At 46.7% G+C, this 24,469-nt stretch carries 22 protein-coding genes; 8 read left to right on the top strand and 14 right to left on the bottom strand.

Translation table 11 applies throughout. The annotated features are described in order from the left end of the window. The first annotated feature begins 118 nt into the window (after nucleotides 1–118). A complete protein-coding gene (locus BLP55_RS08500) occupies nucleotides 119–1,378 on the top strand; it encodes an NAD(P)/FAD-dependent oxidoreductase (protein WP_091141993.1) in 1,260 nt (419 codons plus the stop codon). A gap of 41 nt (nucleotides 1,379–1,419) precedes the next feature. Here the strand turns inward: BLP55_RS08500 and BLP55_RS08495 are convergent, their stop codons facing one another. The 3 genes from BLP55_RS08495 to BLP55_RS08485 all read right to left on the bottom strand — a co-directional run bounded on the left by BLP55_RS08495 (nucleotide 1,420) and on the right by BLP55_RS08485 (nucleotide 3,390). Next, nucleotides 1,420–1,983, bottom strand: a complete 564-nt coding sequence (locus tag BLP55_RS08495) for a hypothetical protein (RefSeq protein ID WP_139149632.1) — start codon at nucleotides 1,981–1,983, stop codon at nucleotides 1,420–1,422. Nucleotides 1,984–2,090: 107 nt separating this feature from the next. Beyond that, the gene (locus tag BLP55_RS08490) at nucleotides 2,091–2,705 is read right to left on the bottom strand and encodes a hypothetical protein (RefSeq protein WP_091141988.1); all 615 of its coding nucleotides are present in this window, start codon (nucleotides 2,703–2,705) and stop codon (nucleotides 2,091–2,093) included. Nucleotides 2,706–2,814: 109 nt separating this feature from the next. Then, on the bottom strand, nucleotides 2,815–3,390 hold the full coding sequence (locus BLP55_RS08485; RefSeq protein WP_091141985.1) for a hypothetical protein: 576 nt from the start codon (nucleotides 3,388–3,390) through the stop codon (nucleotides 2,815–2,817). Between the two features lie 246 nt (nucleotides 3,391–3,636). Here BLP55_RS08485 and lepA point away from each other — a divergent pair, with 246 nt between their 5' ends. Further along, a complete protein-coding gene (gene lepA / locus BLP55_RS08480; protein WP_091141982.1) occupies nucleotides 3,637–5,433 on the top strand; it encodes a translation elongation factor 4 in 1,797 nt (598 codons plus the stop codon). A gap of 157 nt (nucleotides 5,434–5,590) precedes the next feature. On the opposite strand, the gene BLP55_RS08475 is transcribed toward lepA, so the two are convergent. Then, nucleotides 5,591–6,070, bottom strand: coding sequence for a DinB family protein (locus BLP55_RS08475; protein WP_091141979.1), 480 nt, complete (start codon nucleotides 6,068–6,070; stop codon nucleotides 5,591–5,593). A 64-nt stretch (nucleotides 6,071–6,134) separates the two neighbouring features. On the opposite strand from BLP55_RS08475, the gene BLP55_RS08470 reads away from it, so the two are divergent. Next, complete coding sequence (locus BLP55_RS08470) at nucleotides 6,135–6,608, top strand: MFS transporter (RefSeq protein WP_244503442.1); 474 nt, start codon at nucleotides 6,135–6,137, stop codon at nucleotides 6,606–6,608. A gap of 25 nt (nucleotides 6,609–6,633) precedes the next feature. Further along, nucleotides 6,634–7,683, top strand: coding sequence for a thiamine-phosphate kinase (gene thiL / locus BLP55_RS08465; RefSeq protein WP_091141977.1), 1,050 nt, complete (start codon nucleotides 6,634–6,636; stop codon nucleotides 7,681–7,683). A 271-nt stretch (nucleotides 7,684–7,954) separates the two neighbouring features. Here the strand turns inward: thiL and BLP55_RS08460 are convergent, their stop codons facing one another. The 6 genes from BLP55_RS08460 to BLP55_RS17280 form a co-directional block, all read right to left on the bottom strand. Then, complete coding sequence (locus BLP55_RS08460) at nucleotides 7,955–8,623, bottom strand: response regulator (RefSeq protein ID WP_091141975.1); 669 nt, start codon at nucleotides 8,621–8,623, stop codon at nucleotides 7,955–7,957. 102 nt (nucleotides 8,624–8,725) lie between these two features. After that, nucleotides 8,726–9,382, bottom strand: coding sequence for a response regulator (locus BLP55_RS08455; RefSeq protein ID WP_091141973.1), 657 nt, complete (start codon nucleotides 9,380–9,382; stop codon nucleotides 8,726–8,728). Then, nucleotides 9,379–10,503: a sensor histidine kinase gene (locus BLP55_RS16985; RefSeq protein WP_170826821.1), complete on the bottom strand. Its 1,125-nt coding sequence runs from the start codon at nucleotides 10,501–10,503 to the stop codon at nucleotides 9,379–9,381. Before BLP55_RS16985 ends, BLP55_RS08455 begins: the two co-directional genes overlap by 4 nt. A 963-nt stretch (nucleotides 10,504–11,466) precedes the next feature. Continuing rightward, nucleotides 11,467–13,500, bottom strand: coding sequence for a tetratricopeptide repeat-containing sensor histidine kinase (locus BLP55_RS08445; RefSeq protein WP_091141968.1), 2,034 nt, complete (start codon nucleotides 13,498–13,500; stop codon nucleotides 11,467–11,469). Between the two features lie 97 nt (nucleotides 13,501–13,597). Further along, complete coding sequence (locus tag BLP55_RS17165; protein ID WP_211516818.1) at nucleotides 13,598–13,897, bottom strand: hypothetical protein; 300 nt, start codon at nucleotides 13,895–13,897, stop codon at nucleotides 13,598–13,600. A 176-nt stretch (nucleotides 13,898–14,073) separates the two neighbouring features. Then, the gene (locus BLP55_RS17280; RefSeq protein WP_244503441.1) at nucleotides 14,074–15,036 is read right to left on the bottom strand and encodes a LytR/AlgR family response regulator transcription factor; all 963 of its coding nucleotides are present in this window, start codon (nucleotides 15,034–15,036) and stop codon (nucleotides 14,074–14,076) included. A gap of 261 nt (nucleotides 15,037–15,297) precedes the next feature. On the opposite strand from BLP55_RS17280, the gene BLP55_RS08425 reads away from it, so the two are divergent. Both BLP55_RS08425 and BLP55_RS08420 read left to right on the top strand, forming a co-directional pair. Further along, on the top strand, nucleotides 15,298–15,792 hold the full coding sequence (locus tag BLP55_RS08425; RefSeq protein ID WP_091141964.1) for a hypothetical protein: 495 nt from the start codon (nucleotides 15,298–15,300) through the stop codon (nucleotides 15,790–15,792). Beyond that, the gene (locus tag BLP55_RS08420; protein ID WP_091141962.1) at nucleotides 15,792–16,760 is read left to right on the top strand and encodes a hypothetical protein; all 969 of its coding nucleotides are present in this window, start codon (nucleotides 15,792–15,794) and stop codon (nucleotides 16,758–16,760) included. Before BLP55_RS08425 ends, BLP55_RS08420 begins: the two co-directional genes overlap by 1 nt. A gap of 13 nt (nucleotides 16,761–16,773) precedes the next feature. Here the strand turns inward: BLP55_RS08420 and BLP55_RS08415 are convergent, their stop codons facing one another. Next, entirely contained in the window at nucleotides 16,774–18,315 is a 1,542-nt protein-coding gene (locus BLP55_RS08415) for a glycine--tRNA ligase (protein WP_091141959.1), read from the bottom strand. 85 nt (nucleotides 18,316–18,400) lie between these two features. Between BLP55_RS08415 and BLP55_RS08410 the strand changes: the two genes are divergently transcribed. Together BLP55_RS08410 and BLP55_RS08405 are read left to right on the top strand one after the other, a co-directional pair. Next, nucleotides 18,401–19,087 (top strand): ComF family protein, encoded by a 687-nt coding sequence (locus BLP55_RS08410; protein WP_091141957.1) that lies wholly within the window; start codon nucleotides 18,401–18,403, stop codon nucleotides 19,085–19,087. Between the two features lie 164 nt (nucleotides 19,088–19,251). Then, nucleotides 19,252–20,871 (top strand): Ig-like domain-containing protein, encoded by a 1,620-nt coding sequence (locus BLP55_RS08405; protein WP_091141954.1) that lies wholly within the window; start codon nucleotides 19,252–19,254, stop codon nucleotides 20,869–20,871. Here the strand turns inward: BLP55_RS08405 and BLP55_RS08400 are convergent. The 3 genes from BLP55_RS08400 to BLP55_RS08390 all read right to left on the bottom strand — a co-directional run bounded on the left by BLP55_RS08400 (nucleotide 20,852) and on the right by BLP55_RS08390 (nucleotide 24,469). Then, the gene (locus BLP55_RS08400) at nucleotides 20,852–21,619 is read right to left on the bottom strand and encodes an amidohydrolase (protein WP_091142180.1); all 768 of its coding nucleotides are present in this window, start codon (nucleotides 21,617–21,619) and stop codon (nucleotides 20,852–20,854) included. The two genes, BLP55_RS08405 and BLP55_RS08400, sit on opposite strands and share 20 nt — an antisense overlap. Nucleotides 21,620–21,717: 98 nt before the next feature. Continuing rightward, nucleotides 21,718–22,461 carry a succinate dehydrogenase/fumarate reductase iron-sulfur subunit gene (locus BLP55_RS08395; protein WP_091141952.1) on the bottom strand — a complete coding sequence of 248 codons (744 nt, stop codon included), beginning with the start codon at nucleotides 22,459–22,461 and terminating at the stop codon, nucleotides 21,718–21,720. Between the two features lie 7 nt (nucleotides 22,462–22,468). Further along, nucleotides 22,469–24,469 (bottom strand): fumarate reductase/succinate dehydrogenase flavoprotein subunit, encoded by a 2,001-nt coding sequence (locus BLP55_RS08390; RefSeq protein ID WP_091141950.1) that lies wholly within the window; start codon nucleotides 24,467–24,469, stop codon nucleotides 22,469–22,471.

Raw genomic sequence — 24,469 nt, 5'->3', positions numbered from 1 at the left:
AATCCTTGCTTGTTCATTACCTTTGCTTTCGCACCCAAATTACTTTTTTTTATTAAAAATAATTGTAGTTAATTTGGAACGGCAAATGTAATATAATAATCTATAAAACAGCAATAATATGTTAAAGGAGTTTGTGGATGTTTTGGTGATTGGTGCCGGGCCGTCGGGTTGTGTTTCTGCAGCGCATCTGTTCAACAATGGCGTCAAGGTCAAAGTGGTTGAAAAGACCAAATTCCCGCGGCTGGTAGTCGGTGAAAGTTTGATCCCGCGCGTGATGGACCATTTTGACGAAGCAGGATTGTTTCCGGCGCTTGATGCGATGAACTTTGAGAAGAAGCTCGGGGCGCGTTTCATACGCGGTGAAGAGATTTGCGTTTTTGATTTCAGCGATAAATACGGCCAAGGCTGGGACTGGACCTGGCAGATCCCGCGTGCCGATTTCGATAACACGATGGCGCAGGAAGTAATCCGCAAAGGCATTGACCTCGAATTTGAATCTGAAGTACTGGCCGTGGAGTTCGAAGGCAGCAATTCGATCACGACGGTCAAGGACAAGGACGGCAACATGAAGCAGATCCACGCCAAGATGATCATCGACTCGAGCGGTTACGGCCGTGTTTTGCCGCGTTTGCTGGATTTGGACACGCCGTCGAAACTCGATCCGCACTCGTCGATTTTTACGCACGTCAAGGACATCAACCGCCCCGAAGGCGAGGAAGGCACGCTGATTTCGTTCGACATTCTCGAAACAGAGGTCTGGCTTTGGGTCATCCCGTTCTCTAACGGCAATACGTCGTTGGGCGTGGTGGGCCCTACGTCTTTCATCAACTCGCTTTCTGAAAACAAGGACAACCGCGAGGCGCTGCACAACGCCATCAAGCTGTCGGACTATTACATCAAGCGTTTTGGCGGCGTCGACTTTTTGTTCGATCCGGTCAAACTCGAGAACTATTCGCGTTCGGTCAAGCAAATGTACGGGCCGGGCTTTGCGCTTACGGGCAACTCGTCGGAATTCCTCGATCCTGTTTTTTCATCGGGTGTGGCTTTCGCTACCGAATCGGGTATGCTCGCGGCCAAATTGTATCTGAAAGAGCAACAAGGCATCGAAGTGGATTGGGAAGAAGAATTCACGGGCTACATGCGCCGCGGCATTGGTGTGTTTACAACCTATGTCAAGGAATGGTACACGGGCAATCTGCAGACGTTGTTTTTCCACAGACCCGAAGACCCCGACGTCAAACGCAAGATTTGTGCGGTGCTCGCGGGCTATGTGTGGGACGAGACCAACCCGTTCGTCAAAAAACACGACAACCTGATCAAGAATATGGCGCATTTGATTCATATGGAACAGGAAGAAAAAGCAAAAAACCCGATTTAGATCGGGTTTTTTTATTTTCATCGGCGCACAGGGCAATGCCATCAGGGTTTTTGCTTTTCCAGCAAACCATCTTCAATTAGTTTTTTGATCAACTTTTCGTTCGCTTTACTCGCTGATGAGGCCAGGCCGAATTGGGCATCTGCTTTAAGGTTTCCCCTCCAAACGGGTTTGGTGGAACCAGGCGTGAACATCTTAATGTCAAAAGTGCCGCCGGTTACCGAACTTCCACCACCGATTGCAAACCCTGTCCCGCCGTGAAATCCCGGGTTGTAACCACCATTGGTCGTTCTCCTGGATTCTGTCTGGCTGATGGTCATCACGAGGTTCGGCGCGAATGCCTGAATTTTTTTGTGAACGTCTTCATCGGATTCCAGTGAGAGCGGATCCATGAACAATTCGGCATGTTCGATTCCGCTGGCCGTCAGGTGTGAAGTGAAGTTTTCGGTAAACTTCCGAAGGAATTTCTCGGCACTATCGGTCCCTTTAACAACGATGTAGAGTTTGGTAATTTTATGAGTAAAATCGGTTGCTTTGTTTGATGCCACCTTTGTTGCACATCCTGTCAGGAGCCAGAACATGCCTATCGTGAACGCAATTTTTTTCATCGGGATTTTGTTGTCTGACTCGCGTCAGTGGTTTGTTGATGCAAACATAATTAAAAAACCTTGCCGAAAAATTCAACTTCTGTCGAATCGACATTGCCGGAACCAATTCAGTTATCTGGCTTGAAAAGCGCATTGTATTTCCGCAAAGCTTCAAGCAGCCGTTCAGCCTGGAAAAAGTCATCGATCCGCATGATGAGCTTTTCTGTATCCCATTTTGTTTTTTTTTTATTCTGTGCGACCGCTACAAACACATTCAGATAGGCCCAGTCAAGAGCGCGTTTGGACACATTCTGAAAACGATGCACACTCGCAAAATCATACGTTCTCTCACTTTCAGGGTTTCCGTTTCTATCCAGGAGTTCGAGTTGCAGGTAATGACCTTGCCATGAGGCGCGGTATTTCATGCTTACCTCTTTTTCGGATCCGTGCGTATTGATGAGGTTGGCAATGTATTGCTGCAATTGTTCCCGCGTGGAGGCATTGGAAATCTCCCAGTCGAAGATTTCTACGGTTCCATCCTGCATCTTTATCGAAAACACCTCTTTTTTGTCGATGCTCTGTTCAGAGGCTTCGGATGCTAAGTAAGGTAGGTAATTAACTGAGGATGGTCCAATCTCTACCGTTTTTGCCCAAACGATTTTGCCGTCATTGAGCGTTATGGCATGTTGTGCAAAACCAACCGTTGTGGGTAAGAGCAGCAATAATCCGATCAGGTTTTTCATGGGGCATTTGTTTGGGAGCAAACATAAGTTTTATCTTTTACATAGAAGTCAGAAACGCTGAAATGAAAAAAGCCCCGCTAACCGAGGCTCAATATTCTATTTTCTGCATCTATTTGATGTCTGATGCCAGTTCCTTGGCCACTTTTGCGTAGGCTTCAGAGATGCGGTATCCCGAATTAAAATCATAACCCATCGCGCCTTCGCCGTGCACTCTGTCATAATTGACCGACAGCAGCACATTTGACGGATTTGCGGTTTCAGTAACAGTAATCGTTACGTTTATCTTGGCGTCATTACGGACAACCCCTACGTTGAATCCGGGATTGATGTAAGTTGTTTTTACTGTCATTGTGTGTTTGGCCGACGCGAGATTCTTATCTGCTTTGACGTTGCCTTTAAAACGTTTGTTAAAGGATTCGATAAACTTGGGCTCGTAACGATTTTGGCGATCGGCAAACCACGAGCTCCGGAAATCTTCTCCCGTGCCTTTCTCTTCGCGTTTCTTCATTTTATCGGCGAGAAATTCTTCTTCAGATTTGAATTTTTCTACAGTAAGTCCTTCGTAATCGAAGACCAGGCTGAATTCCGGGATGCCTTTGAGGTTTTTAAAACTGCCCGAAGTGACTTTTTGAGAGAATCCTGCAACGGACGCCAACATCATCGCAACAAGTATTAATTTTTTCATGGGTAAGAGATTTAAGTTGGGACAAATATAAACTTTCGTCCGGAATGCTAAAATAGGGCAAACGTCGTATAATTGCAATTCGCGCAATTATTTAACGCATCGCTTTATCGCATAAGCGTTTTGGATTATATTTGCCGATTGAAAGCGTACGTTGTTTGGACGCCCGCGTTAGCGATAGAGGCAGGCACCGCGTGCAGCCGATAGCGCGACCCGAGGCACGAAGGGGAACGCCCAAAAGGAAAAGACATGAAACACATCAGAAATTTTTGCATCATCGCACACATCGACCACGGCAAGAGCACGTTGGCGGACCGTTTGCTCGGCGCGACCCAAACCGTTACCGCGCGTGAGGAAAAGGCGCAGTTGCTCGACAACATGGACCTGGAGCGCGAGCGCGGGATCACGATCAAGAGCCACGCGATACAGATGGAATATAAATACAAAGGCGAGGAATACATCCTCAATCTCATCGATACGCCCGGACACGTTGACTTTTCCTATGAAGTGTCGCGGTCAATTGCGGCCTGCGAAGGCGCGCTGTTGATCGTGGACGCCGCGCAAAGCATACAGGCACAAACGATTTCGAACCTGTACCTCGCACTCGAGAACGACCTTGAGATCATCCCGGTGTTGAACAAGGTGGATTTGCCGAGCGCGAACCCGGAGGAAGTCAGCGATGACATTGTAGACCTTTTGGGTTGCAAGATTGAGGACATTATCCATGCCTCGGGTAAGACGGGTTTTGGTGTGGAGAACATATTGGCGGCCATCATCGAACGGATCCCGGCACCCAAAGGCGACCCGGGCGAACCGTTACAGGCGCTGATCTTTGACTCGGTGTACAACCCGTTCCGCGGGATCGAGGTTATTTTTCGCGTGATCAATGGCGAGATCAAAAAAGGCCAGAAGATCAAGTTCATGGCTACCAACAATGAGTATTTCGCCGACGAGGTAGGTACGCTCAAACTCAACCAAGTGCCGAAAAACGTCATCTCGGCAGGCGACGTGGGTTACCTTATTTCCGGCATCAAGGAGGCCAAGGAAGTCAAGGTGGGCGATACGATCACCGACGCGAAACAACCGACACAAAACGTCATCGCCGGTTTTGAAGATGTCAAGCCGATGGTTTTTGCGGGCATTTATCCCGTAGATACGGAAGATTACGAAGAACTGCGCGCGTCTATGGAAAAACTGCAGCTCAACGATGCATCGCTTGTGTTCCAGGCGGAAAGTTCGGCGGCATTGGGCTTTGGTTTCAGGTGCGGATTCCTTGGCATGCTCCACATGGAAATCATTCAGGAACGGCTCGAGCGCGAGTTCGACATGACGGTAATCACGACCGTACCGAACGTTTCGTACAACGCTTACACAAAGAAAGACCCGGAGACGGCCATCGTGGTCAATAACCCGTCCGACCTTCCGGAACCCTCGCGAATGGACCGCGTAGAAGAACCTTACATCAAAGCTACCATCATCACCAAGGCGGATTTTGTGGGCAACGTGATGTCGCTTTGTATCGAAAAACGCGGTATTATCACGAACCAAACCTATTTGACAACCGAACGCGTCGAACTCAATTTCGACATGCCGCTGGCCGAAATCGTGTTTGATTTCTACGACCGACTCAAAACGGTTTCAAAAGGATATGCGTCGTTCGACTACCACCCCATCGGGATGCGCGCGTCGAACCTTGTCAAGGTAGACGTGCTGCTCAACGGCAATACGGTGGATGCCCTGTCGGCGCTGATCCATGCCGACAACGCCTACAACATCGGCAAGAAAATGACCGAAAAACTCAAGGAGTTGATCCCACGCCAGCAATTCGACATCCCGATCCAGGCGGCCATCGGCGCGAAAATCATTGCGCGTGAAACCGTAAAGGCGCTCAGGAAAGACGTTACCGCCAAATGTTATGGTGGCGACATCTCGCGTAAGCGTAAGCTCTTGGAGAAACAGAAGAAAGGTAAAAAACGGATGCGTCAGGTGGGGAATGTAGAGATTCCGCAAGAGGCGTTTATGGCGGTCCTAAAATTGAATGATTAATTATTTTTTATTGCTATTATTTATTGGTCTGTCGGACTAGAATATTTTCGATTAAAAAACCCCGAACATCGAATGTTCGGGGTTTTTTATTGTCTATGTTATAGTTTATCATTTATTGCCCACCAATAAATAATAAATAATAAAAAATAAACAATAATTAATATCTCTCCCAGAAGAACGGCGGTGTGATACCCAAAGCGCGCAGGTATACATATCCCTGCCCGCGGTGATGGATTTCGTTGTCGATGAAATACAGGATGTTTTGCACGATCGGGAATTCGTACTGCCCGAACAGGTTGAACGTTTCGCCGAATTCTTCGTCCTTGAGTTGTGGGAAAAACGTATTGATCGTTTGCGTGTCCTGGTCCCATTGAGCGAGGATCTTGGCCTTGGTGTCGAGTCCTTCGGGTTCGGCATAGGTGCTCGCATCGCGGTTCACGATGGCCTTGATTGCCGGCGCGCCAATCGAGATCAGCTCGTGCGAAAGTTGTGCAAAGCTGCGCATGCCGCCGATCGAAAATTCGAACAGTTCTTTTTCAGGGAACGCTTCGATCACGCGACGGGTCAGGGCGCGGTGTCCTTGCCAATGCTTGAGTAGATCTTGTGTGGTGATGATTTGTGCGGTTGTTGTTTCCATTTTTTATTTTTTATGGTTATTGTTTATTACCACAACAAAGTTCGCGAGCGAAAATGACAGCGGTATGTCAGCAGTATTTGAAAAGATTTACTTTTTTTCTACATTCGCTACAAACCATTCAAACCAAACCATGTCCGAAAAAATCAAAACCCTACAAACCATCCATCTTGCGCTGTGCGCGGGTTTGCTCACGGCCTACATTTTTGCGGGAAATTTGTCGCTGGACTCCTTTCTCAATGTATCTATCGAACCAGCGCAATGGCCTTATCTCGGCATTCCGGTGGCCGCTTTCCTGTTGAGCAACTTTCTTTTTCGGTTTTTTATCAAAAAAATAGACGCCCGTCTTTCGTTCGAGGAAAAAATAACCGAATACCAGACCGCCTCGCTGATCCGTTGGGCCATCCTTGAGGGGGCAGCGTTCGTGTTGATATTCGTGACCCCCGAACTGATAGCATTTGGCGTGCTGCTCATTGTGTATCTCGCCTACCTGCGCCCCACCGAGCAGCGCATCAAGGAACACTTGCAACATTTGGCCTAGCCACAAAAACGCGTACCTTTGCGGCATGATAGAAGACAAGAATCCGCAACGCACCTCGATTTCGCAATTGGGCGAATTCGGGCTCATCGACCACCTGACCCAGCAATTTGAAATGGCGCAACCGTCGACCCTCAAAGGGATTGGCGACGACGCAGCCGTGCTTGATTTCAAGGACAAAAAAGTAGTGGTCTCGACCGATTTGCTCGTCGAGGGCGTGCATTTCGACCTGGCTTACATGCCGCTCAAACATTTGGGCTACAAATCGGTGGTGGTGAACGTCTCGGATATTTGTGCGATGAACGCCAAACCGACACAAATCACGGTATCGATAGCCGTATCAAACCGTTTCCCGCTCGAGGCGCTCGAAGAATTGTTCGCGGGTATCGCGCTCGCGGCCAAGGAATATGGCGTAGACGTTATTGGCGGCGACACCACCTCGTCGCAAAAAGGTTTGCTGATCAGCATCACAGCGTTGGGCGAAGCCGATGCCGATGAACTCGTGTACCGCAATGGCGCCAAGGCCAACGATTTGATCGTGGTCACGGGTGATATTGGCGCGGCCTACATGGGATTGCAGGTACTCGAACGCGAGAAACAAGTATTTCAGGTGAATCCGAATTCACAGCCCGATCTTGACGCCTATACGTACCTCATCGAGCGCCAGCTCAAACCCGAAGCGCGCAAGGATGTCCGTACGATGCTGCACGCGCTCGAAATCAAGCCGACGGGTATGATCGACATTTCGGACGGATTGTCGTCGGAAGTCATCCACTTGTGCAAGCAATCGAATACCGGCTGTAATATTTTTGAAGACAAATTGCCGCTCGACCCGCAACTGATCGCGACCTGCGAGGAATTCAACATCGACGCGACTACGGTGGCCATTAACGGCGGCGAAGATTACGAATTGTTGTTTACCATCGGTATGGATGATTTCGACAAAATCAAGGGCAACCCCAACTTTACGGTCATCGGACACATGACCGACCCCGCCGAAGGCATACACCTGGTCACGCGCGCGCATACCAAGATTGCACTGAAGGCACGCGGCTGGAATGCTTTGAATAAAGAATAATCTTACTTTTTCTAAAATAAAGACAAAAAAAAAGCGATGTTCCCTACTACATCGCTTTTTTGTATTGTAAAAAGTAGCTTAAGTTTTCCTGGATCAATTTGGGGCTGATGCTAGGGATTTTTTTGGCTGCTTTTTACGGTCAGTCTCAATGATAATTAACTAACTCATTATCATATTGTAAAATTAACATAACCAATCCCAATACTGCATACGGCATCCCGTATTTCTTGTTGCGGTTTCCCGTAAATCTCGTTACGGTTTCCCGCAGAAACTACAAAAGCCCTTTGTTTTTGGCCTCGCGGATCAGGTCGATGTCGCTTCCTCCCTTGATTTCAAGGGTTTCTTTTAGGTTGAGTTTGCGCTTTTCGACCGCGCTTAACGACAGCGGGACAAACTGTGGGATGTCTTTGGTTTTGGTACCTTTCGACAGGTGATACAAAATTTGCTTGTCAAAAGCATCGATTTCGATGTTGTCGTACTGCAGCTGGCTCACCAACTTGACCACCGTTTGACTGTAGTAGTTTTCATCCTTGAGGATTTTGTCGAACGCAATCAGCAACTCATCGAAAGTAAGGTCGTTCTTGATGACCAGCCCATTGGGGTTGATGTTCTTGATGATGGTGTTGATTTTCAAAAGCTCGGTGTGCATCGTAAGCAGGATAATCTTGCAGTCGGGCATCTCGCGTTTGATCAAAAGCGCCAAATCTTCGCCCGAATAAATGCCTTTTTCTTCATACACCGGCATGCTCAAATCAAAAAATGCGATGCCGAACGGTTCGGTTGCCTCGGTGATGGCTTCGTAACCGGTTTTGCAGTCCTTGGCTTGCGTGATCGCAAATTCGTAAGTGCCTTTGGAATTGTATCCTTTGATGGCGTTTTTGTAGGCTTCGATGATAAACGGATGGTCATCGACAATCAGGATGTTTACGGCTATGGACATGTTGCTTGGTTTGGTAGAGTCGTTATGCAAACCTAGTTTTTTTTCCGTTTCGTTCGACGAAAATCGTTTTTAGCACGCATTTTTTTGTGATTCCGCAACCGTTCAGATAAAGCCGTTCTTTTTGGCCTCGCGAATGATGTCTTCGTCGGTGCCTTTTTCTATTTCGAAAATCTCCTTGATCTGGGCTTTGCGCTTGTCGATCGAGCTGATCGAAAGATTCAAATGCACCGGCAGATTCTTGGTCTTGATGCCTTTTGCGATCAACGAAATAATCCGTCGGTTGCAGGTGTCAAGGTACATCTCTTTGGCTTGGATTTCCTTGAGACTTTGTTTTGCAGTAATGCTATAATAGGTGGTTCCTTCCCTGACGCAATCGAATGCCGACAACAGCTCCTGGGGTTTGAAGTCGCTTTTGACAAGTAACCCTTCTGGATTGATTTTTTTAATCAGATTGAACAACGTAAAACTGTCGGCATGTGAGGTGAGCATGATAATCTTGGTGGCAGGGGCTTCTTTTTTGACCATCAGCGCCACCTCTTCGCCCGAGAACAAATTTTGCGGTTCATAGGCCGGAAGTGCGACATCCAGCAAGATTAGGTCATACTTTTTGTGTTGGGCCACGATGCGCTGGTAAGCTTCTTCGCAATTGAACGCGCTATCGAATTCAAGCGGCAGTTCGCTTCCCAAAAAAATGCTTTTGTACCCTTCGATGATGGCCGGATGATCGTCGACGATAAGTACTTTGATTGTCGTTTTCATGATGGTTTTGTTTTTTGGATTGGTATTGAAACGATGATGGTTGATCCACCGCCGTCGGTCGACGCGATATGGACCACGCCTTCGCAGTCCTTGGCGCGCGCTTGCAGATTTTTTAGCCCGATTCCTTTCTTGCTTTCATAGGTTTTGAACCCTACGCCGTCGTCGTGGATCTCGAGCAGGATGTACTCGTCATAATTCGAAATATTCACGAAAACATGATCGGCCAGCGCATGCTTGTGGGCGTTCTGGAGCGTTTCCTGTAAAATGCGATACAGGTTGATTTTTTGGCTGCTTTTGAGCAATTCCCATTTGATGTCCTTGTCCATCTCGACATGCAACTTGGCGCTGAGCATCTTTTTTTGTTCCTTAAAGAACGTGACCAAAATACGCTTGAAACTGTCGTCGTCTGCAAAAACTTCGTTGTTGAGATTGTGTGAGATGTTTCGTATTTCCTTTTCGATATCGTGGATGCTGTCGATGTAACCGATGCATTTCGCGATGGTCTTGGAATCGGTTTTGTTGTTCAAAATATGCAGGTTGAACCGCGTCGACGCCAGCCGGTTCATGACACCATCGTGCAGTTCCCGCGCGATACGTTCCTTTTCGATTTGCCGGCCTTCGTCTATTTTTGACTGCTGGTTGTGCATGAGTTGGTAGATTTCTTCCTTGGCTTCCTGCTGGCTTTGCGTGAGCAACAATTCCTTTTGTCGGATGCGTTGACGGGCAATCATGAAAAGCATCATTCCAAACCCGGACACCGCAACTGTCGCGCTTGCCCACATGGATTTTTGTTTTTCGGCGAGCTCCTTCTCTTGCGTAATCTCTTCGGTTTCGTACGCGATTTTGGCAAATTTATCTCTTGTTTCGCGTTCGAGTTGGTGGATGCTATCGGATATCCGGATGTATTCCTTTGAGTAGGAAAGCGAGTTCTTGGGGTCTATTTTGCCGAGGTGTTTCAAACACAACAACATGTCGTTCGGCGCCTTGAATTCCTGTGACAACCGCAAAGCGTCGTTGCCGTACTTGATGGCGTTGATGGTGTCTTTGGTGGCTGCGTAGTATTCGGAGAGGTAGAGGCGGTTGAAGTTTTGGCCTTCAATAATATTTAGTTTGCGCCTCAAATTATAGGTCCTTACAAGTAAACTTTTTGTCTTATCGAACTTGTTTAGTTCTATATCCGTTTTGCAAGTATTATCGCATAGTCTGGAATAAATCACCGGATCCTTCTCAATTTCTTTATTAGACAATGCCTTACTAAACAATTGCCTTGCGAAATGTAGATCTCCTTTGAGTAAGAAAATATACCCTATATTGTTCATACAGTACTCTCTGTGAAAAGAGTGAAAATTAATATCTCCTTTCTCCACCAGTTCTAGTGCTTTCTCAAAATAGTAAAGAGCACCATCAAAATCTCTTTGTTCACGGGCATTTAAGCCAAAGTATATATAAATCTTATACTTTTGCGCCTTAATATCTAAATCAGACGCGATCTTCATTGCCTTTACGAGAGTTTTTTCACTTTCTGAAAAACTGTTTGTATAGTATTGAATAATCGCCTTATCTTGATATGTTTCACAAAGTTTTTCAAGATCACGTAGTTTAATATAGTCCTTTTCTGCTTTTGAAAAATAGTAAAAAGCACTGTCGTTTGTACTGCGCTGTTCGTAATAGAGACCAAGGTAGGTATTACACGACGCTATTGTTTCGAGATTGTTGCTATTAACGTTGTCTTTGAGAATCGCTTCTACAACTATCTTCAAGTGTTCCCAATTGTTTAGCTTAAAAAAATTGTCTGCTATTCTGAATCTGTAAGTGTCTAATATAGAATCTTCTTGTCTTCCTTGAAGATTCTGAAAAGCTAATTTGTTGTAATAGCTTCGTCTATCGACATCTAAAGAATCGCATTCCGCTTTCATTAGCAATTCATCGACGTTTGCCTTTGCGATATCAGACTTTCTCTGTGTTATCTTATCGCAGGAGAAAATCAACCCCCCAATCAGTATAACCGTATAAATGTTGCGCCTTTTCAAAATACTAATTTTCCCAAATTTATAACCTTGAAAAGTATTTTCATTACAGAAAATCTATAAATTTTGCCCTAGTGTAAAATCTATAAATATCTTCGTCCCTTTTCCTTTTTTCGATTTTATCATCAAGTCACCGCCACTTTCCTTAACTCTCGATTCTATATTTTGTAAACCGATTCCTTTCTTTTTTATCGAAACATCAAACCCGATTCCATCATCAGTAATTTCAAGTTCCATCTTCTCGTAATTCTTACCAATTTTAACAAAAATATTCTCTGCGTTGGCATACTTGTTTATGTTCTGAAGTGACTCTTGAAGTATTCTAAAAATATTGATTTTCAGCGCATTGTCGATATTGTCCCATTTTATTTTCTCATCGATTGTCCATTCAATGCCTGGGCTGTGGGAAGACTTTTGCTCTTCGAGTAAATTGTTGACGATTGCAAGAAAATTATTAATCAATGCGTGCTTTTCTCTGTTAAGATCATGAGAGATTTCACGAATATCTTGTTCAATATTTTTTAGTTCATTCAAATAGTTGAATCTGCTCTCAATCGCATCATCATCTGCTAACTTGTTCAGGCTATCTAAATTTAATCGCGCACCAAACAATCTGCCTAAAACGCCGTCATGTAGTTCCTGCGCTATTCTTTTTTTCTCCTTTTCCCTACTTTCCTCGATTGTTCTTTGCTGAGAAATCATTAGACTGTATATTTCTTCATTTGCCTTCTGTTGTGCCTGCACCAACAAAAGTTCTCTGTTTTTTGCTCGCTGATTTCGAATTACAAATAGTAATACTCCAATAAGAAGTGTTCCTATGAAAAAATATACTAGATTTCTATTTTGTTCTGCCAGCTTGTCTTTTTGCGAAATAATCTCGTCTGTTTCAAAAGCAATTCGGGCAAATTTATCTTTGGCCTTGCGCTCTTCATTTTGAATACTATCGCTAATTCTAATATATTCCTTTGAATAAAGTGACGCGTTTTTCTGTTCAACTGCCGAAAGTTGTTTGAGCGACCCCAAAAGATCACCAGAGATTCTTGACTTCTTTGCGAGCAAAAATGCTTCGTATGCCATCTTCTGTGCAGAAAGTGAGTCGGATTTTGCGACATAAAATTCCGAAAGATGCAACTTACTGGCTACCACGCCCGAATACAATTTATTAACTTCCCGGATTTTTAATGCCTCAAAGAACAACCTTGGTAAATCTTGGTATTCCTTGAGTTTAAATTTCGAATAGGCAAGATTGTCGGTAAGCGCCGCATAAACTAACGGATTATCTTTCAAGAGATTTCTTTCCGCGAGTCCGAGATTAAAATTCTTGATTGCCTCGCGGTGGTTGTTAAGATTTTGATACACATACCCAATATTGTTATAGGTACTGGATCGGTAATGAACTTTTGATTGACTAATTTCGGGATAGCGGTTAACGAAATCTAAGGCTTTTCTATGGTAAATAAGGGCGTTATCAAAATTCTTCAATTCATTGGAACTTATCCCAATTAAGTTAAACGCGTTGTATTGATTTTGAACATAGCTTGAACTTTTATAAAAACTAAGGGCTTGTATGCAGGACAACTCGCATCCCGAATAGTCACTTTCATATAACTGAACGAATGCCTTATCTATATAGTTCTTTGCTAGATAAATGCTGTCACGCGTCGGAGAAAATAATTTCTCTGCTTTTAGAAAAAAATAATATGCACTGTCATTCGCCCCCTTGTCTATGAATTGATTCCCAAGAGTGTTATAACCGCGGGCTATATTTAGTGAATCTTTAACCGAAATCGAACTCTCCACAACTTTGGTAGCTACCTCAATCGCCTTAGACTCTTGACGCAAATCGTAATACAATTGAGCTACGGTGTTTAAATCGTTTCGAGTCGATTTGGTATTCTCCTTCGCGGTGAGAATTCTGAATGCTTTGTTTGTGTTTTCTATTCTGACTGTCGCAGACAAGTCCTTTCTCTTGGCGCTTGTAAGATAATGATATACGCTATCAGACGAGGGACTTTCGTTCGCATCGATTTCTTTAGCTTGCTTACATCCTACCGCGAGGATGATGAAAAATATCATTCGTATTCTTTTCAAACGGACTAATAAATGTTTTGGCTAAATGTACAAAAATCGCCAAATAAAAAAAGCTTCCTCGTTAGGAAGCTTTTTATATAATTTTGGAAGTTTTTATTTATGCTCGTGGTGCAGTTTGGCCGCCGCCAATTTCAAATGCTCTGCTATTCTCTCTTGGTGCAGTTTGGCCGCCGCCGATGTCGGCAAACCCTCGCGTATCCCTAGGTGCAGTTTGACCACCGCCGATGTCAGCGAATCCGCGGGTATCTCTTGGAGCAGTTTGTCCTCCTCCAATTTCAACTTGCTTACTTTTCTCTCTTGGTGCAGTTTGACCCCCGCCAATTTCTGAAGGACTCGTAAACGACGTCAAAATCATCATCAACGAGAATAATCCGAATGTTAAAATAGCTTTTTTCATAATTTGAGACTTTAATATGTTATGGTATTTTTTTCTTGCTTTACGGTGTGAGTGTTATTCATTCACGGTGTAAAACTACATAGCAAGTCTCGTTCTATTATAGTGTTTACAGGCGTTTATGGTGGATGAACGCCGTTTGATAGTGGATGGTAGTCAAATTTTGGTGGATGGAATTTCTAAATTTCCAAATAATTGCCATTTGTGATGCTGCTGATGATGGCATCTACATTTTCCTTGTAAGATTTAGAAAATGGCAATTTGGTAGTCGTACCCTTTATGTAGCATACGGAGTTCCCGGTATGGATACGCGAAACGTAGTCAATGTTGACAATATAGCTATTGTGGATCCTGACAAACGGCGACGACAACACCGTCTCGAAATGCTTGAGCGTCTTGAACGCTGTAATCATTTCGCCGTTATACAAATGGATGTCGGTAGAGTTGTTATCGGCTTGCAGGTAGCAAATGTCATTGGCCTCTATAAAACGATAATCGCCGTACGATTTTACGCAAATGATCAGCGGCTTATCATCCTTGGCCGATTCGACCACCAACGACGGCTCATCGACTATGAGCTCGGTCATCGGCATTTCCTCGGCCACATCAACAATCGCGTCGATCACCGCAATATGCGATGCATCTTCGATTGGCGCATCCTCGGGCTCGTCGACGATGAATGGATAGTCTTTGACCCCTGTCGTCGCGGCCGGAACAGTCGATGCTGCGCTTTCCGCAACCGGCGCTGACGTATCTACTTGCTGGGCAAATCCAAGCTCGAACCGAAGAAACGCTTTACGCAAATCGCTGTTTGTAAGTGGCTTGATACAATAGTCGAGCACTTCGTACTTGATGGCATCGTAGGCCAATGACTTGTCCTGTGTGGTGACGATGATCTTCGGAACCTGTCTTAAGTAGCGGTACAACTCACTCACCAGCGAAAGCGACAATTTACTGGTCGTGTCCTCAGGGTTGATCTCGAGGAAAACGATCGCCGGTTTGTGCTCCAGGATCACATCAAGGGCATCCTCGAAATTATGCGCCGCGCCCACAAACACCAAATCCTGAAAACGGGCCGCTATGGCCTGCGTCTTCAGAACGCTGTGGGGGTTGTCGTCGACAATTACGTAAGAATGCTTCATGCGCGCTGTTTGGTTGGCCAGCGCATCAGCAATTTAAGGTGACAGATTTGGGGGAAATCCTGACGCTAAATTAAAGTGTTTCGGGCTCCGAAATGCGCCATTGTTAAAACATTAGGGCGCATTGTTAACATTTTTTCGTGAACGGCAAAAAAACTCGGCAAAGAGCACACGTCGTGTCATTCGTCGAGAAAAGACGTACAAAAAATCATTCTTATATACTTTATTACATCATTTTAAATATATTTGTGTTTTTAAATCAAAATGATAGACTTTAAGGAATTCAAAAGCGTCAGTGAGGTTGCTGCGGCATTTCCCAACGAAATAGCCTGTATGGAACACCTCGAGCAAATTCGCTGGAATGGACTCGTTACAAGTCCATTTGATCCAATCTCGAAAGTGTACCTGTGTGCCGACAGAAAATACCGTTGCCGAAATACAGGAAAATATTTCAACGTCAAGACCGGAACGATCTTTTACAACAGCAAAGTGCCCCTACAAAAATGGTTCATGGCCATTTGGATGGTTACCACCGCAACACAACCCATCACATCGATACAACTCGGAGAAGACTTGGGGCTCACCCAAAAAACAGCTTGGTTCCTTTTGCAACGCATCAGGAAACACTTGGGGTTGGACTACCAAAAAATAAGTGATCGCGCCAAACCAAACCCACGGCAAAAAGTCGATCAAATCGAAGTGGTGGTCGAAAAAGACCGCATGCAATTGCTCGAATGGCTACAAACCCTAAAAAAATAATGGAATCACTGTCGATCATATACGGTACGGGGAAACTCCCTTTGCGCATTGGCCATTTAGAGCTGCCCTGTTACATCCTAAGCGATGGAAACGGCGTGCTCATGAAAGCTGGGCTACAAAAAGCACTGGGGTACGACGGAAAATCGCCCGATTGGTTGTTCGATTTGCTCGGCAGCATCAACAAGTTCTATCCGGTTTCGGGTGCGCTGTTTGAGGCGTTGGAAAACCCAATCTTGTTCGAAATGGAGCGGCCTGACGGTAGTTTGACCAAAATAGAAGGAATCTACCCCAGTGTGGCCATCGATGCCTGCAAAACGATCCTAAACGCCAAGAACGACGGCTACCTGAGTGTCGGCCAGCTCAAGCACGCCAAAGCCGCGGCCTTAATCGATAGTCACTTCGAGGCGATAGGGCCGCGAGAAGCCATCGAAGAAGCGACGGGATTCAATTTTACAAAAGAAACGGGAAAAATCTACCTCCGTGATTTTATGCTCTCGCATCACGACGATGCGGTCTACCATTGGATTCCCGCCCTGCGTGATACGTTTTTTGAAGCGCTTCTCGAGATGCACGCATTGGATTGGCATGCGCTTCGGAAAAATCCGAAAAAAATAGCCGAACTTCTACACGAATGTCTGTTTTCGCGCATTAACGATCAGCTGAACATGGCGTTACGCGCCCAAAAACCCAAACGCTTCTACCGACGTCCGGGGAAAATGCCAAAAAACCACGAGCATCCCGAGTTGCAGCATTATGTTTCTGAAATTATGGCGTTGTTCAAGGCTGCCGCAAGTAATTGGAGTGTTTTCTTACAACTTGCGAACAGGATCCATCCCAAGACCACGAATTTCGCGTTAACCATCGCAGACCCGCATACCGAGCGACCCATCGGTCTACTTGACAGCCAACTGCAGAAAGCCGTTGCCGTCAACCGGATCTACACGAAACACAATAAAAAAAGGGCTTGACGCCCTTTTCTTTTTACATTTTCATCAGCCAATGTCTCATGTTGACTTCGCTGTCTATGATTTGGCGCAACGATGCGATCGCCACGCGGTCCTGCTTCATCGAATCGCGATGACGTATCGTGACGGTCTGGTCTTCGAGCGTTTGGTGGTCTACCGTAATACAGAATGGCGTCCCCAAAGCGTCTTGTCTGCGGTAGCGACGTCCCACCGCATCTTTTTCGTCATAAGCCATGTTGAAATCCCATTTGAGATCGTCGACAATCTTTTGCGCCAATTCCGGCAAGCCGTCGCGTTTGATCAAAGGCAATACCGCCGCCTTGGTAGGTGCGAGTACCGATGGCAAAGCCAATACGGTTCTGGTTGATCCGTCTTCAAGCGTTTCTTCTTTGAGCGATGTCGAAAAAACGGCAAGAAACATACGATCGAGGCCCACCGAAGTTTCTACGACATAAGGCACGTAGTTCTCATTGAGTTCCGGGTCAAAATACTGTAATTTTCGCCCAGAATACTGCTCGTGCGCTTTCAAATCGAAATCGGTGCGTGAATGGATGCCTTCGAGTTCCTTGAATCCGAACGGAAAGTTGAATTCGATATCGGCGGCGGCGTTGGCGTAATGCGCCAGCTTTTCGTGGTCGTGGAAACGGTAATTGGTCACGCCCAAGCCCAACGAAAGGTGCCAGTTGAGACGCGTTTGCTTCCAGTAGTCGTACCATTTCATCTCTTCGCCTGGCCGTACGAAGAATTGCATTTCCATTTGTTCGAACTCGCGCATACGGAAGATGAATTGTCTGGCGACGATTTCATTCCTGAACGCCTTGCCGGTTTGGGCGATGCCGAACGGCACTTTCATCCTGCCCGACTTTTGTACGTTGAGGAAATTGACGAAAATACCCTGCGCGGTTTCTGGACGCAGGTACAAATCCATGGCATTATCGGCCGATGCGCCGAGTTTGGTGCCGAACATCAGGTTGAACTGCTTGACATCGGTCCAATTTCGCGAACCGGTTTCGGGATCGGCGATTTCGAGCTCCTCGATCAACGCTTTGACGTCTTCGAGGTCATTGTTGCCCAATGAACGCCCCATGCGCTCCAGGATCTCGCGGTTACGCGATTTGTACTCCATCACACGCGCATTGGTGGTAACGAATTCTTGTTCGTTAAACGCCTCGCCATAACGTGCGCGCGCTTTCTCGATTTCTTTCTCGGCCTTTTGGTTGAGCTTTTCGGCGTAATCTTCGATCAGCACATCGGCGCGGTATCTTTTCTTGGAATCCTTGTTGTCGATAAGCGGATCGTTGAACGCGTCTACGTGCCCAGACGCCTTCCAAGTAGTCGGGTGCATCAAAATCGCCGCATCGAGACCCACGATGTTCTCGTGCATCTGCACCATCGCTTTCCACCAATACTGACGGATGTTGTTTTTAAGTTCGACACCGTTTTGCGCATAATCGTATACCGCGCTCAAACCGTCGTACACCTCGCTCGAAGGAAAAATGAACCCATATTCCTTGGCGTGCGACACGACATTCTTAAATAAATCTTCTTGTTTTGCCATAGTGGTGCAAAAATATAAAAACTGTAATGAAATAAAACCGCGATTCCCGAATTTTACGACATTATCCTTTCAAAGCCAAAATGATATGTCTAAAAGCCTGATTGATTTGTTCTATCCGCCCGTTTGTGCGGGCTGCGACGCCTTGTTGTTAGTCAACGAAAAAGCAATTTGCACCACGTGCCGACATGAAATGCCGCAAACCTACCACCATTTAACCCCCGAGAACGAAGCGTTCAAGAAATTCTACGGGAAAATCCACATCGAGTTCGCCGCAACATTCCTGCACTACCACAAGCGTGGGATCGTACAGCAAATGATCCACAGCCTCAAGTACCACGGCGCCGAATCTGTAGGGACAACGCTCGGTCAATGGTATGGATCGATTTTGTTCGATACGGGCGCGCTATTCGACGTCGACGAAATCATTCCTGTGCCGCTGCACCCCAAAAAATTGCGTGAACGCGGCTACAACCAAGTAACCGCTTTCGGCATGGCGCTAGCAGACCGATTGGGCGTTGCGTATAACGACCGGCTTCTCGTCCGGAAAAAGTACTCGAAAACGCAAACCAAGAAAAACTTAATGGGCCGGAATGAGGTGCGCAACCAGGAAATATTCGGCATTAATTCGGAAGAAACGCACCAGGGCAAACACTTGCTGTTGGTTGACGACGTACTCACCACAGGTGCCACGCTCGAGAGTTGTGCCCGCGTGTTGCAAGGCATTCCTAACACTAAAATCAGTATTGTATGCATGGCTATGTCACATTCATAATTAGTGTAATTTTATACTAATTATTCACATATAACTAATTTTCAATAGATTATAATTTAACCCCAGGTTGGGCTTCCTGCTACTGGCAAACCGCGCTAAGAAATCGCAAAAATGTTTCGTCGTGACTAAATATAATCGTTAATTTGTGGTTCAAAATCTGCCGTATGCGCCATTTGCAGTTCAGAATCTTTATCGGCTTACTCTTGCTTGCCTTCACAGGTTGCGCCAAAAGAGGCACCATTACGGGCGGCCTCAAAGACACCATCGCCCCGACACTCAAAAGCGCGGTTCCAAAAAACTACGCAACGCAATTTACGGGCAATACCATCAAGCTTACCTTTGACGAATACATCAAGCTCAAAAACATCAACAAACAGTTGATCGTGTCGCCGCCTATGAAAAATGCGCCCGATGTACTTCCTACTAACGCCAGCAAATACATCACGATCAAGATCAACGATACGCTACAGCCCAACACCACTTACAGCTTCAACTTTGGACAGAGCATCGAGGACAACAACGAGAGCAACCCGTACCGACAATTCAAATACGTTTTTTCGACGGGATCACACATCGACTCGCTGATGCTCAACGGACGCATCAAGGACGCCTACGCCAAAGAAGTCGACAATTTTGTAACGGTCATGCTTTACGATACCAACGAACGCTTTAACGATTCGGTGGTTTACAATGAGTTCCCACGCTATGTAACCAATACGCTCGACAGCGCCAAAACGTTCAGGCTCGAGAACCTCAAGGCCGGCAAATACTTGTTGGTGGCGCTCAAGGACAAAAACAACAACTACAAATTCAATCCGAAGGACGACAAGATCGGGTTTCATCAACAATATGTCACGATCCCGAACGACACCGTCTACGAAATTGAATTGTTTAAGGAAGTCTTGCCCTTCAAACCCTACAAACCCGTCCAAGCATCGGGCAACCGATTGTTGGTGGGTTACGAAGGCGACCCCAAGGACGTGACGGTATCGCTTTCCAAAGCCGGCCAGAAACTCGAGACCATCATAACAAAGTTCCCGAACAAAGATTCGCTACAGGTTTGGTATAAGCCCATCAAGCTCGACGCCGAAGTAAAGTCGGATTCGCTGCAAATCGAATTGGTGAAAAACAACGTAAAAGAAAACTTTAGCGTCAAGATCAAAAACCAAAAGACCGACACGCTTAGTATCAAATCGAGCCACAACGGTGCGATTGCACTTCGTGATAAATTAGTGTTTACATCTTCTAATCCTTTGAAGGGTGTAGTCTCTGACAAAATATCGTTGGTCAATAAGGACTCTGCAAAAGTCGCATTCAAAACGACCTATGACGATCAAAAGCAAGAATTGACGCTGGATTTCGAAAAAGAACCACTGCAAAAATACCAACTGGAACTACTACCGGGCGCGCTCGTGGACTATCTCGAACAAGCCAACGACACGCTGCGCTACAAGCTCGAGACAAAAAACACCAGTGAATTTGGAAACCTGCGTCTGCTTCTTGAAAACGTCAAGCAGTTTCCCATCATCATCGAGCTCACAGATTCCAAGGGAACGGTCTTGTACAGCGATTATTCCGAAGACCGAACAACCATCGATTTTAACCTGATAAAGCCCGAGCTGTTCACGCTTCGTGTGATTTATGATGCGAACAAAAACAAAGTTTGGGACACGGGGAATTTTCTCGAAAAGCGACAGTCGGAAGAAGTCATCTACTATCCGAAGGAAATAGATGTACGCGCCAATTGGGATGTAGAGCAAAACTTTAATCTGGCTGCACCGTAAACCCATCGCGGTCGTCCAGGAACGCAAATTTATTTCTTGTAGCCACGAGTTCCGTTTTGCTGATTTCGGCCCGCAAAACGCCCTCGATTTCGTCAGGAGCGACAATATAACTTCCGAGCGCATCGATTATTTGTGAATGTCCTACATAATCGTGTTGGTTTGCGTCTTTTCCTACCCGATTAACGCCCATCACATAACTCACATTTTCAATCGCACGCGCCTTGAGCAGCGCGTCCCATGCCGCAATCCTGGGCTTGGGCCAATTGGCGACGTAAATAAGCGCATCGTACTGTTCGGCATTTCTCGAAAACACGGGGAACCGCAAGTCGTAGCAAATCAGCAGGCAAATCTTCCAACCCAAATAATCGACAATCAATTTGTCGCGGCCCGGCGTGTAGACTTTGTCTTCGCCGGCCAACGTAAACAAATGTCGTTTGTCATAGTACTCGACCATTCCCGTCGGACGGACAAAAAGCAACCTATTGTAATACTTTTTGTCTTCTTCCACAACAATACTGCCTACAACCGCAGCGTTCTTGGCCAACGCCATCGACTGCATCCACAAAACGGTTTCGCCCGACATTTTCTCGGCCACAACCTCTGGTTCCATCGTAAAACCAGTAGTAAACATTTCGGGCAGGACAATCAAATCGACCGGATCGAGTGCGTCGATCTTTTGCGCAAAATAGCGCCGGTTTGCTTCGGCATCATGCCAAATCAGCGGGGCTTGGACGAGGGCTACTTTCATGCTGTTGCTTTGCCCAAAGGTAACAAAATGTAAAAACACCGTCAAGCGCAAACAAAAAACGCACCCCTAAGGATGCGTTCTTTCTATCTTTAGCAAATCTACTTGATACTTGCGCTTAAATATTCGCGGTTCATACGCGCGATGTTCTCGAGTGAGATGCCTTTTGGACACTCGACTTCGCAAGCGCCCGTATTGGTACAGTTTCCAAAGCCCTCTGCGTCCATTTGGTTGACCATGTTCAGCACGCGATCGGTCGCTTCGACTTTCCCCTGCGGCAACAGCGCAAACTGTGATACTTTGGCCGATACAAACAACATGGCCGATGAGTTTTTACAGCTTGCCACACAAGCGCCGCACCCGATACACGTCGCGGCATCGAACGCGCGGTCGGCATCGTGCTTGGGAATCGGGATCGTATTGGCGTCGATGGTACGCCCCGAAGTATTGATCGAGATGAATCCGCCGGCATGCTGGATGCGGTCGAACGAACTGCGGTCGACCACCAAATCCTTGATCACCGGAAATGCCTTGGCGCGGAACGGTTCGATAAAAATCGTATCGCCGTCTTTGAACATACGCATGTGCAACTGGCAGGTCGTCACGCCACGGTCTGGGCCATGCGCTTCGCCGTTGATGAACAACGAACACATCCCGCAAATCCCTTCACGACAATCGTGGTCGAACGCTACCGGATCTTCGCCGCGGTTGATGAGTTGCTCATTGAGCACGTCGAGCATTTCCAAAAAGGACATGTCGGGCGAAACGCCATCAATCGGATAATCTACGATTTGCCCTTTGTCTGCGGCGTTTTTTTGACGCCATATTTTGAGTGTCAGTTTCATAACGATCTTATTTGTAACTGCGGGTTACGAGTTTTACATTTTCGAACACAAGCGGCTCTTTGTGCAGCACCGCGTCGCTTGGCTTGCCTTTGTACTCCCAAGCCGCCACGTAGGCAAAATTCTGGTCGTCGCGCAAAGCTTCGCCGTCTTCGGTTTGGTATTCCTCGCGGAAATGTCCTCCGCACGATTCATTCCGGTGCAACGCATCCTTGGCGAACAATTCCCCGAGTTCGAGGAAATCGGCTACGCGCATCGCTTTTTCGAGCTCTTGGTTGAACCCGACCATCGAGCCAGGCACCTTGACGTCGGCGTAAAATTCTTCGCGCAAAGCGGCAATTTCTGCAATGGCTTCGGTAAGTCCTTGGGCATTTCGGGCCATGCCTACTTTGTCCCACATGATCTTGCCGAGTTTTTTATGGAAATGATCTACCGAGTGCTTGCCGTTGTTGTTGATGAACTTCTCGAGTTGCTCGCGTACGTTCTTCTCGGCCTCTACAAACTCCGGCAAATCGGTAGAGATGGTACCTGTTTTGATATCCGGTGCTAAATAATCGCCGATGGTGTACGGCAATACAAAATAACCGTCGGCCAAACCTTGCATCAAGGCAGAGGCGCCCAGACGGTTCGCGCCGTGGTCGGAGAAGTTCGATTCGCCGATCGAGAAACAGCCCGGAATGGTGGTCATCAAATTGTAATCGACCCAAGTACCGCCCATGGTATAGTGCACGGCCGGGTAAATCATCATAGGGGTTTCGTATGGATTTTGGTCGACGATTTTCTCGTACATCTGGAACAAGTTGCCGTATTTTTCTTCTACGACCGCTTTCCCGAGTTTGGTGACCAACGCCTTGTCGTTTTCGTCAAGTCCTTTGATATGCGCCTGTGTCTTGCCATAGCGCTGGATAGCCGATGCAAAGTCAAGATAAACTGCCTCACCTGTCCTGTTCACGCCAAAACCGGCGTCGCAACGTTCCTTGGCGGCCCTTGAAGCCACGTCGCGCGGCACGAGGTTGCCGAATGACGGATAGCGTCTTTCGAGGTAATAATCGCGTTCTTCTTCCGACAAATCGGTTGGTTTCTTGCGCCCTTCGCGGATGGCCTGCGCATCTTCGAGGCTTTTCGGCACCCAGATGCGCCCGTCGTTACGCAACGATTCAGACATAAGCGTCAGTTTCGATTGGTGATCGCCCGATACCGGAATACAGGTCGGGTGAATTTGCGTATAACAAGGATTGGCGAAAAACGCCCCTTTTTTGTGGATTTTCCAAGCGGCTGTGGCGTTGCTGCCCATCGCATTGGTCGAAAGGAAAAATACGTTGCCGTATCCGCCCGAACCAATGACCACGGCGTGCGCCGAATGTCTTTCGATTTCGCCCGTAATGAGGTTGCGTGCAATGATGCCACGCGCTTTGCCGTTCACCAACACCAAATCGAGCATTTCATGGCGGTTGTACATTTTGATCTTGCCGCGACCGATTTGACGGTTCATCGCCGAGTAGGCACCCAGCAACAACTGTTGTCCGGTTTGTCCTTTGGCATAAAATGTACGCGAAACGAGCGTGCCACCAAACGAACGGTTGTCGAGCAAACCGCCGTACTCACGCGCCAACGGTACGCCTTGCGCGACGCATTGGTCGATGATGTTGGCCGAAACCTCTGCCAGACGGTGTACGTTTGCCTCACGCGCACGGTAGTCGCCGCCTTTGACGGTATCATAAAACAACCTGAATGTCGAATCGCCGTCGCCCATGTAGTTCTTGGCCGCGTTGATTCCGCCCTGCGCCGCAATCGAGTGCGCACGACGTGGCGAATCCTGGAAACAAAATGCTTTGACATTGTAGCCAAGCTCGGCCAAAGTCGCCGCAGCCGAACCTCCTGCCAAACCGGTTCCAACGACAATGATGTCGATGTTGCGTTTGTTGGCCGGGTTTACCAGATTGATGTGGTTTTTATAATTGGTCCATTTGTCTGCGATAGGACCTGAAGGTATCTTTGAATCTAATGCCAT

It is taken from the genome of Flavobacterium caeni (assembly GCF_900101895.1).
Taxonomy (GTDB): Bacteria; Bacteroidota; Bacteroidia; order Flavobacteriales; family Flavobacteriaceae; genus Flavobacterium; species Flavobacterium caeni.
Note: the sequence above shows the minus strand (reverse complement) of the source record. Positions and strands in the feature narration are given on the sequence as shown.

Excerpts from the sequence above, each read along its gene's own strand:
- BLP55_RS08425 (WP_091141964.1), top strand. The coding sequence starts at position 15,298 with ATGATAGACTTTAAGGAATTCAAAAGCGTCAGTGAGGTTGCTGCGGCA.
- BLP55_RS17280 (WP_244503441.1), bottom strand. The coding sequence starts at position 15,036 with ATGAAGCATTCTTACGTAATTGTCGACGACAACCCCCACAGCGTTCTG.
- BLP55_RS08490 (WP_091141988.1), bottom strand. The coding sequence starts at position 2,705 with ATGAAAAACCTGATCGGATTATTGCTGCTCTTACCCACAACGGTTGGT.
- BLP55_RS08405 (WP_091141954.1), top strand. The coding sequence starts at position 19,252 with ATGCGCCATTTGCAGTTCAGAATCTTTATCGGCTTACTCTTGCTTGCC.
- BLP55_RS08470 (WP_244503442.1), top strand. The coding sequence starts at position 6,135 with ATGTCAGCAGTATTTGAAAAGATTTACTTTTTTTCTACATTCGCTACA.
- BLP55_RS08420 (WP_091141962.1), top strand. The coding sequence starts at position 15,792 with ATGGAATCACTGTCGATCATATACGGTACGGGGAAACTCCCTTTGCGC.
- BLP55_RS08495 (WP_139149632.1), bottom strand. The coding sequence starts at position 1,983 with ATGAAAAAAATTGCGTTCACGATAGGCATGTTCTGGCTCCTGACAGGA.
- BLP55_RS08455 (WP_091141973.1), bottom strand. The coding sequence starts at position 9,382 with ATGAAAACGACAATCAAAGTACTTATCGTCGACGATCATCCGGCCATC.
- thiL (WP_091141977.1), top strand. The coding sequence starts at position 6,634 with ATGATAGAAGACAAGAATCCGCAACGCACCTCGATTTCGCAATTGGGC.
- BLP55_RS08415 (WP_091141959.1), bottom strand. The coding sequence starts at position 18,315 with ATGGCAAAACAAGAAGATTTATTTAAGAATGTCGTGTCGCACGCCAAG.
- BLP55_RS08460 (WP_091141975.1), bottom strand. The coding sequence starts at position 8,623 with ATGTCCATAGCCGTAAACATCCTGATTGTCGATGACCATCCGTTTATC.
- BLP55_RS17165 (WP_211516818.1), bottom strand. The coding sequence starts at position 13,897 with ATGAAAAAAGCTATTTTAACATTCGGATTATTCTCGTTGATGATGATT.
- BLP55_RS08390 (WP_091141950.1), bottom strand. The coding sequence starts at position 24,469 with ATGGCATTAGATTCAAAGATACCTTCAGGTCCTATCGCAGACAAATGG.
- BLP55_RS08400 (WP_091142180.1), bottom strand. The coding sequence starts at position 21,619 with ATGAAAGTAGCCCTCGTCCAAGCCCCGCTGATTTGGCATGATGCCGAA.
- lepA (WP_091141982.1), top strand. The coding sequence starts at position 3,637 with ATGAAACACATCAGAAATTTTTGCATCATCGCACACATCGACCACGGC.
- BLP55_RS08395 (WP_091141952.1), bottom strand. The coding sequence starts at position 22,461 with ATGAAACTGACACTCAAAATATGGCGTCAAAAAAACGCCGCAGACAAA.
- BLP55_RS08410 (WP_091141957.1), top strand. The coding sequence starts at position 18,401 with ATGTCTAAAAGCCTGATTGATTTGTTCTATCCGCCCGTTTGTGCGGGC.
- BLP55_RS08475 (WP_091141979.1), bottom strand. The coding sequence starts at position 6,070 with ATGGAAACAACAACCGCACAAATCATCACCACACAAGATCTACTCAAG.
- BLP55_RS08485 (WP_091141985.1), bottom strand. The coding sequence starts at position 3,390 with ATGAAAAAATTAATACTTGTTGCGATGATGTTGGCGTCCGTTGCAGGA.
- BLP55_RS08500 (WP_091141993.1), top strand. The coding sequence starts at position 119 with ATGTTAAAGGAGTTTGTGGATGTTTTGGTGATTGGTGCCGGGCCGTCG.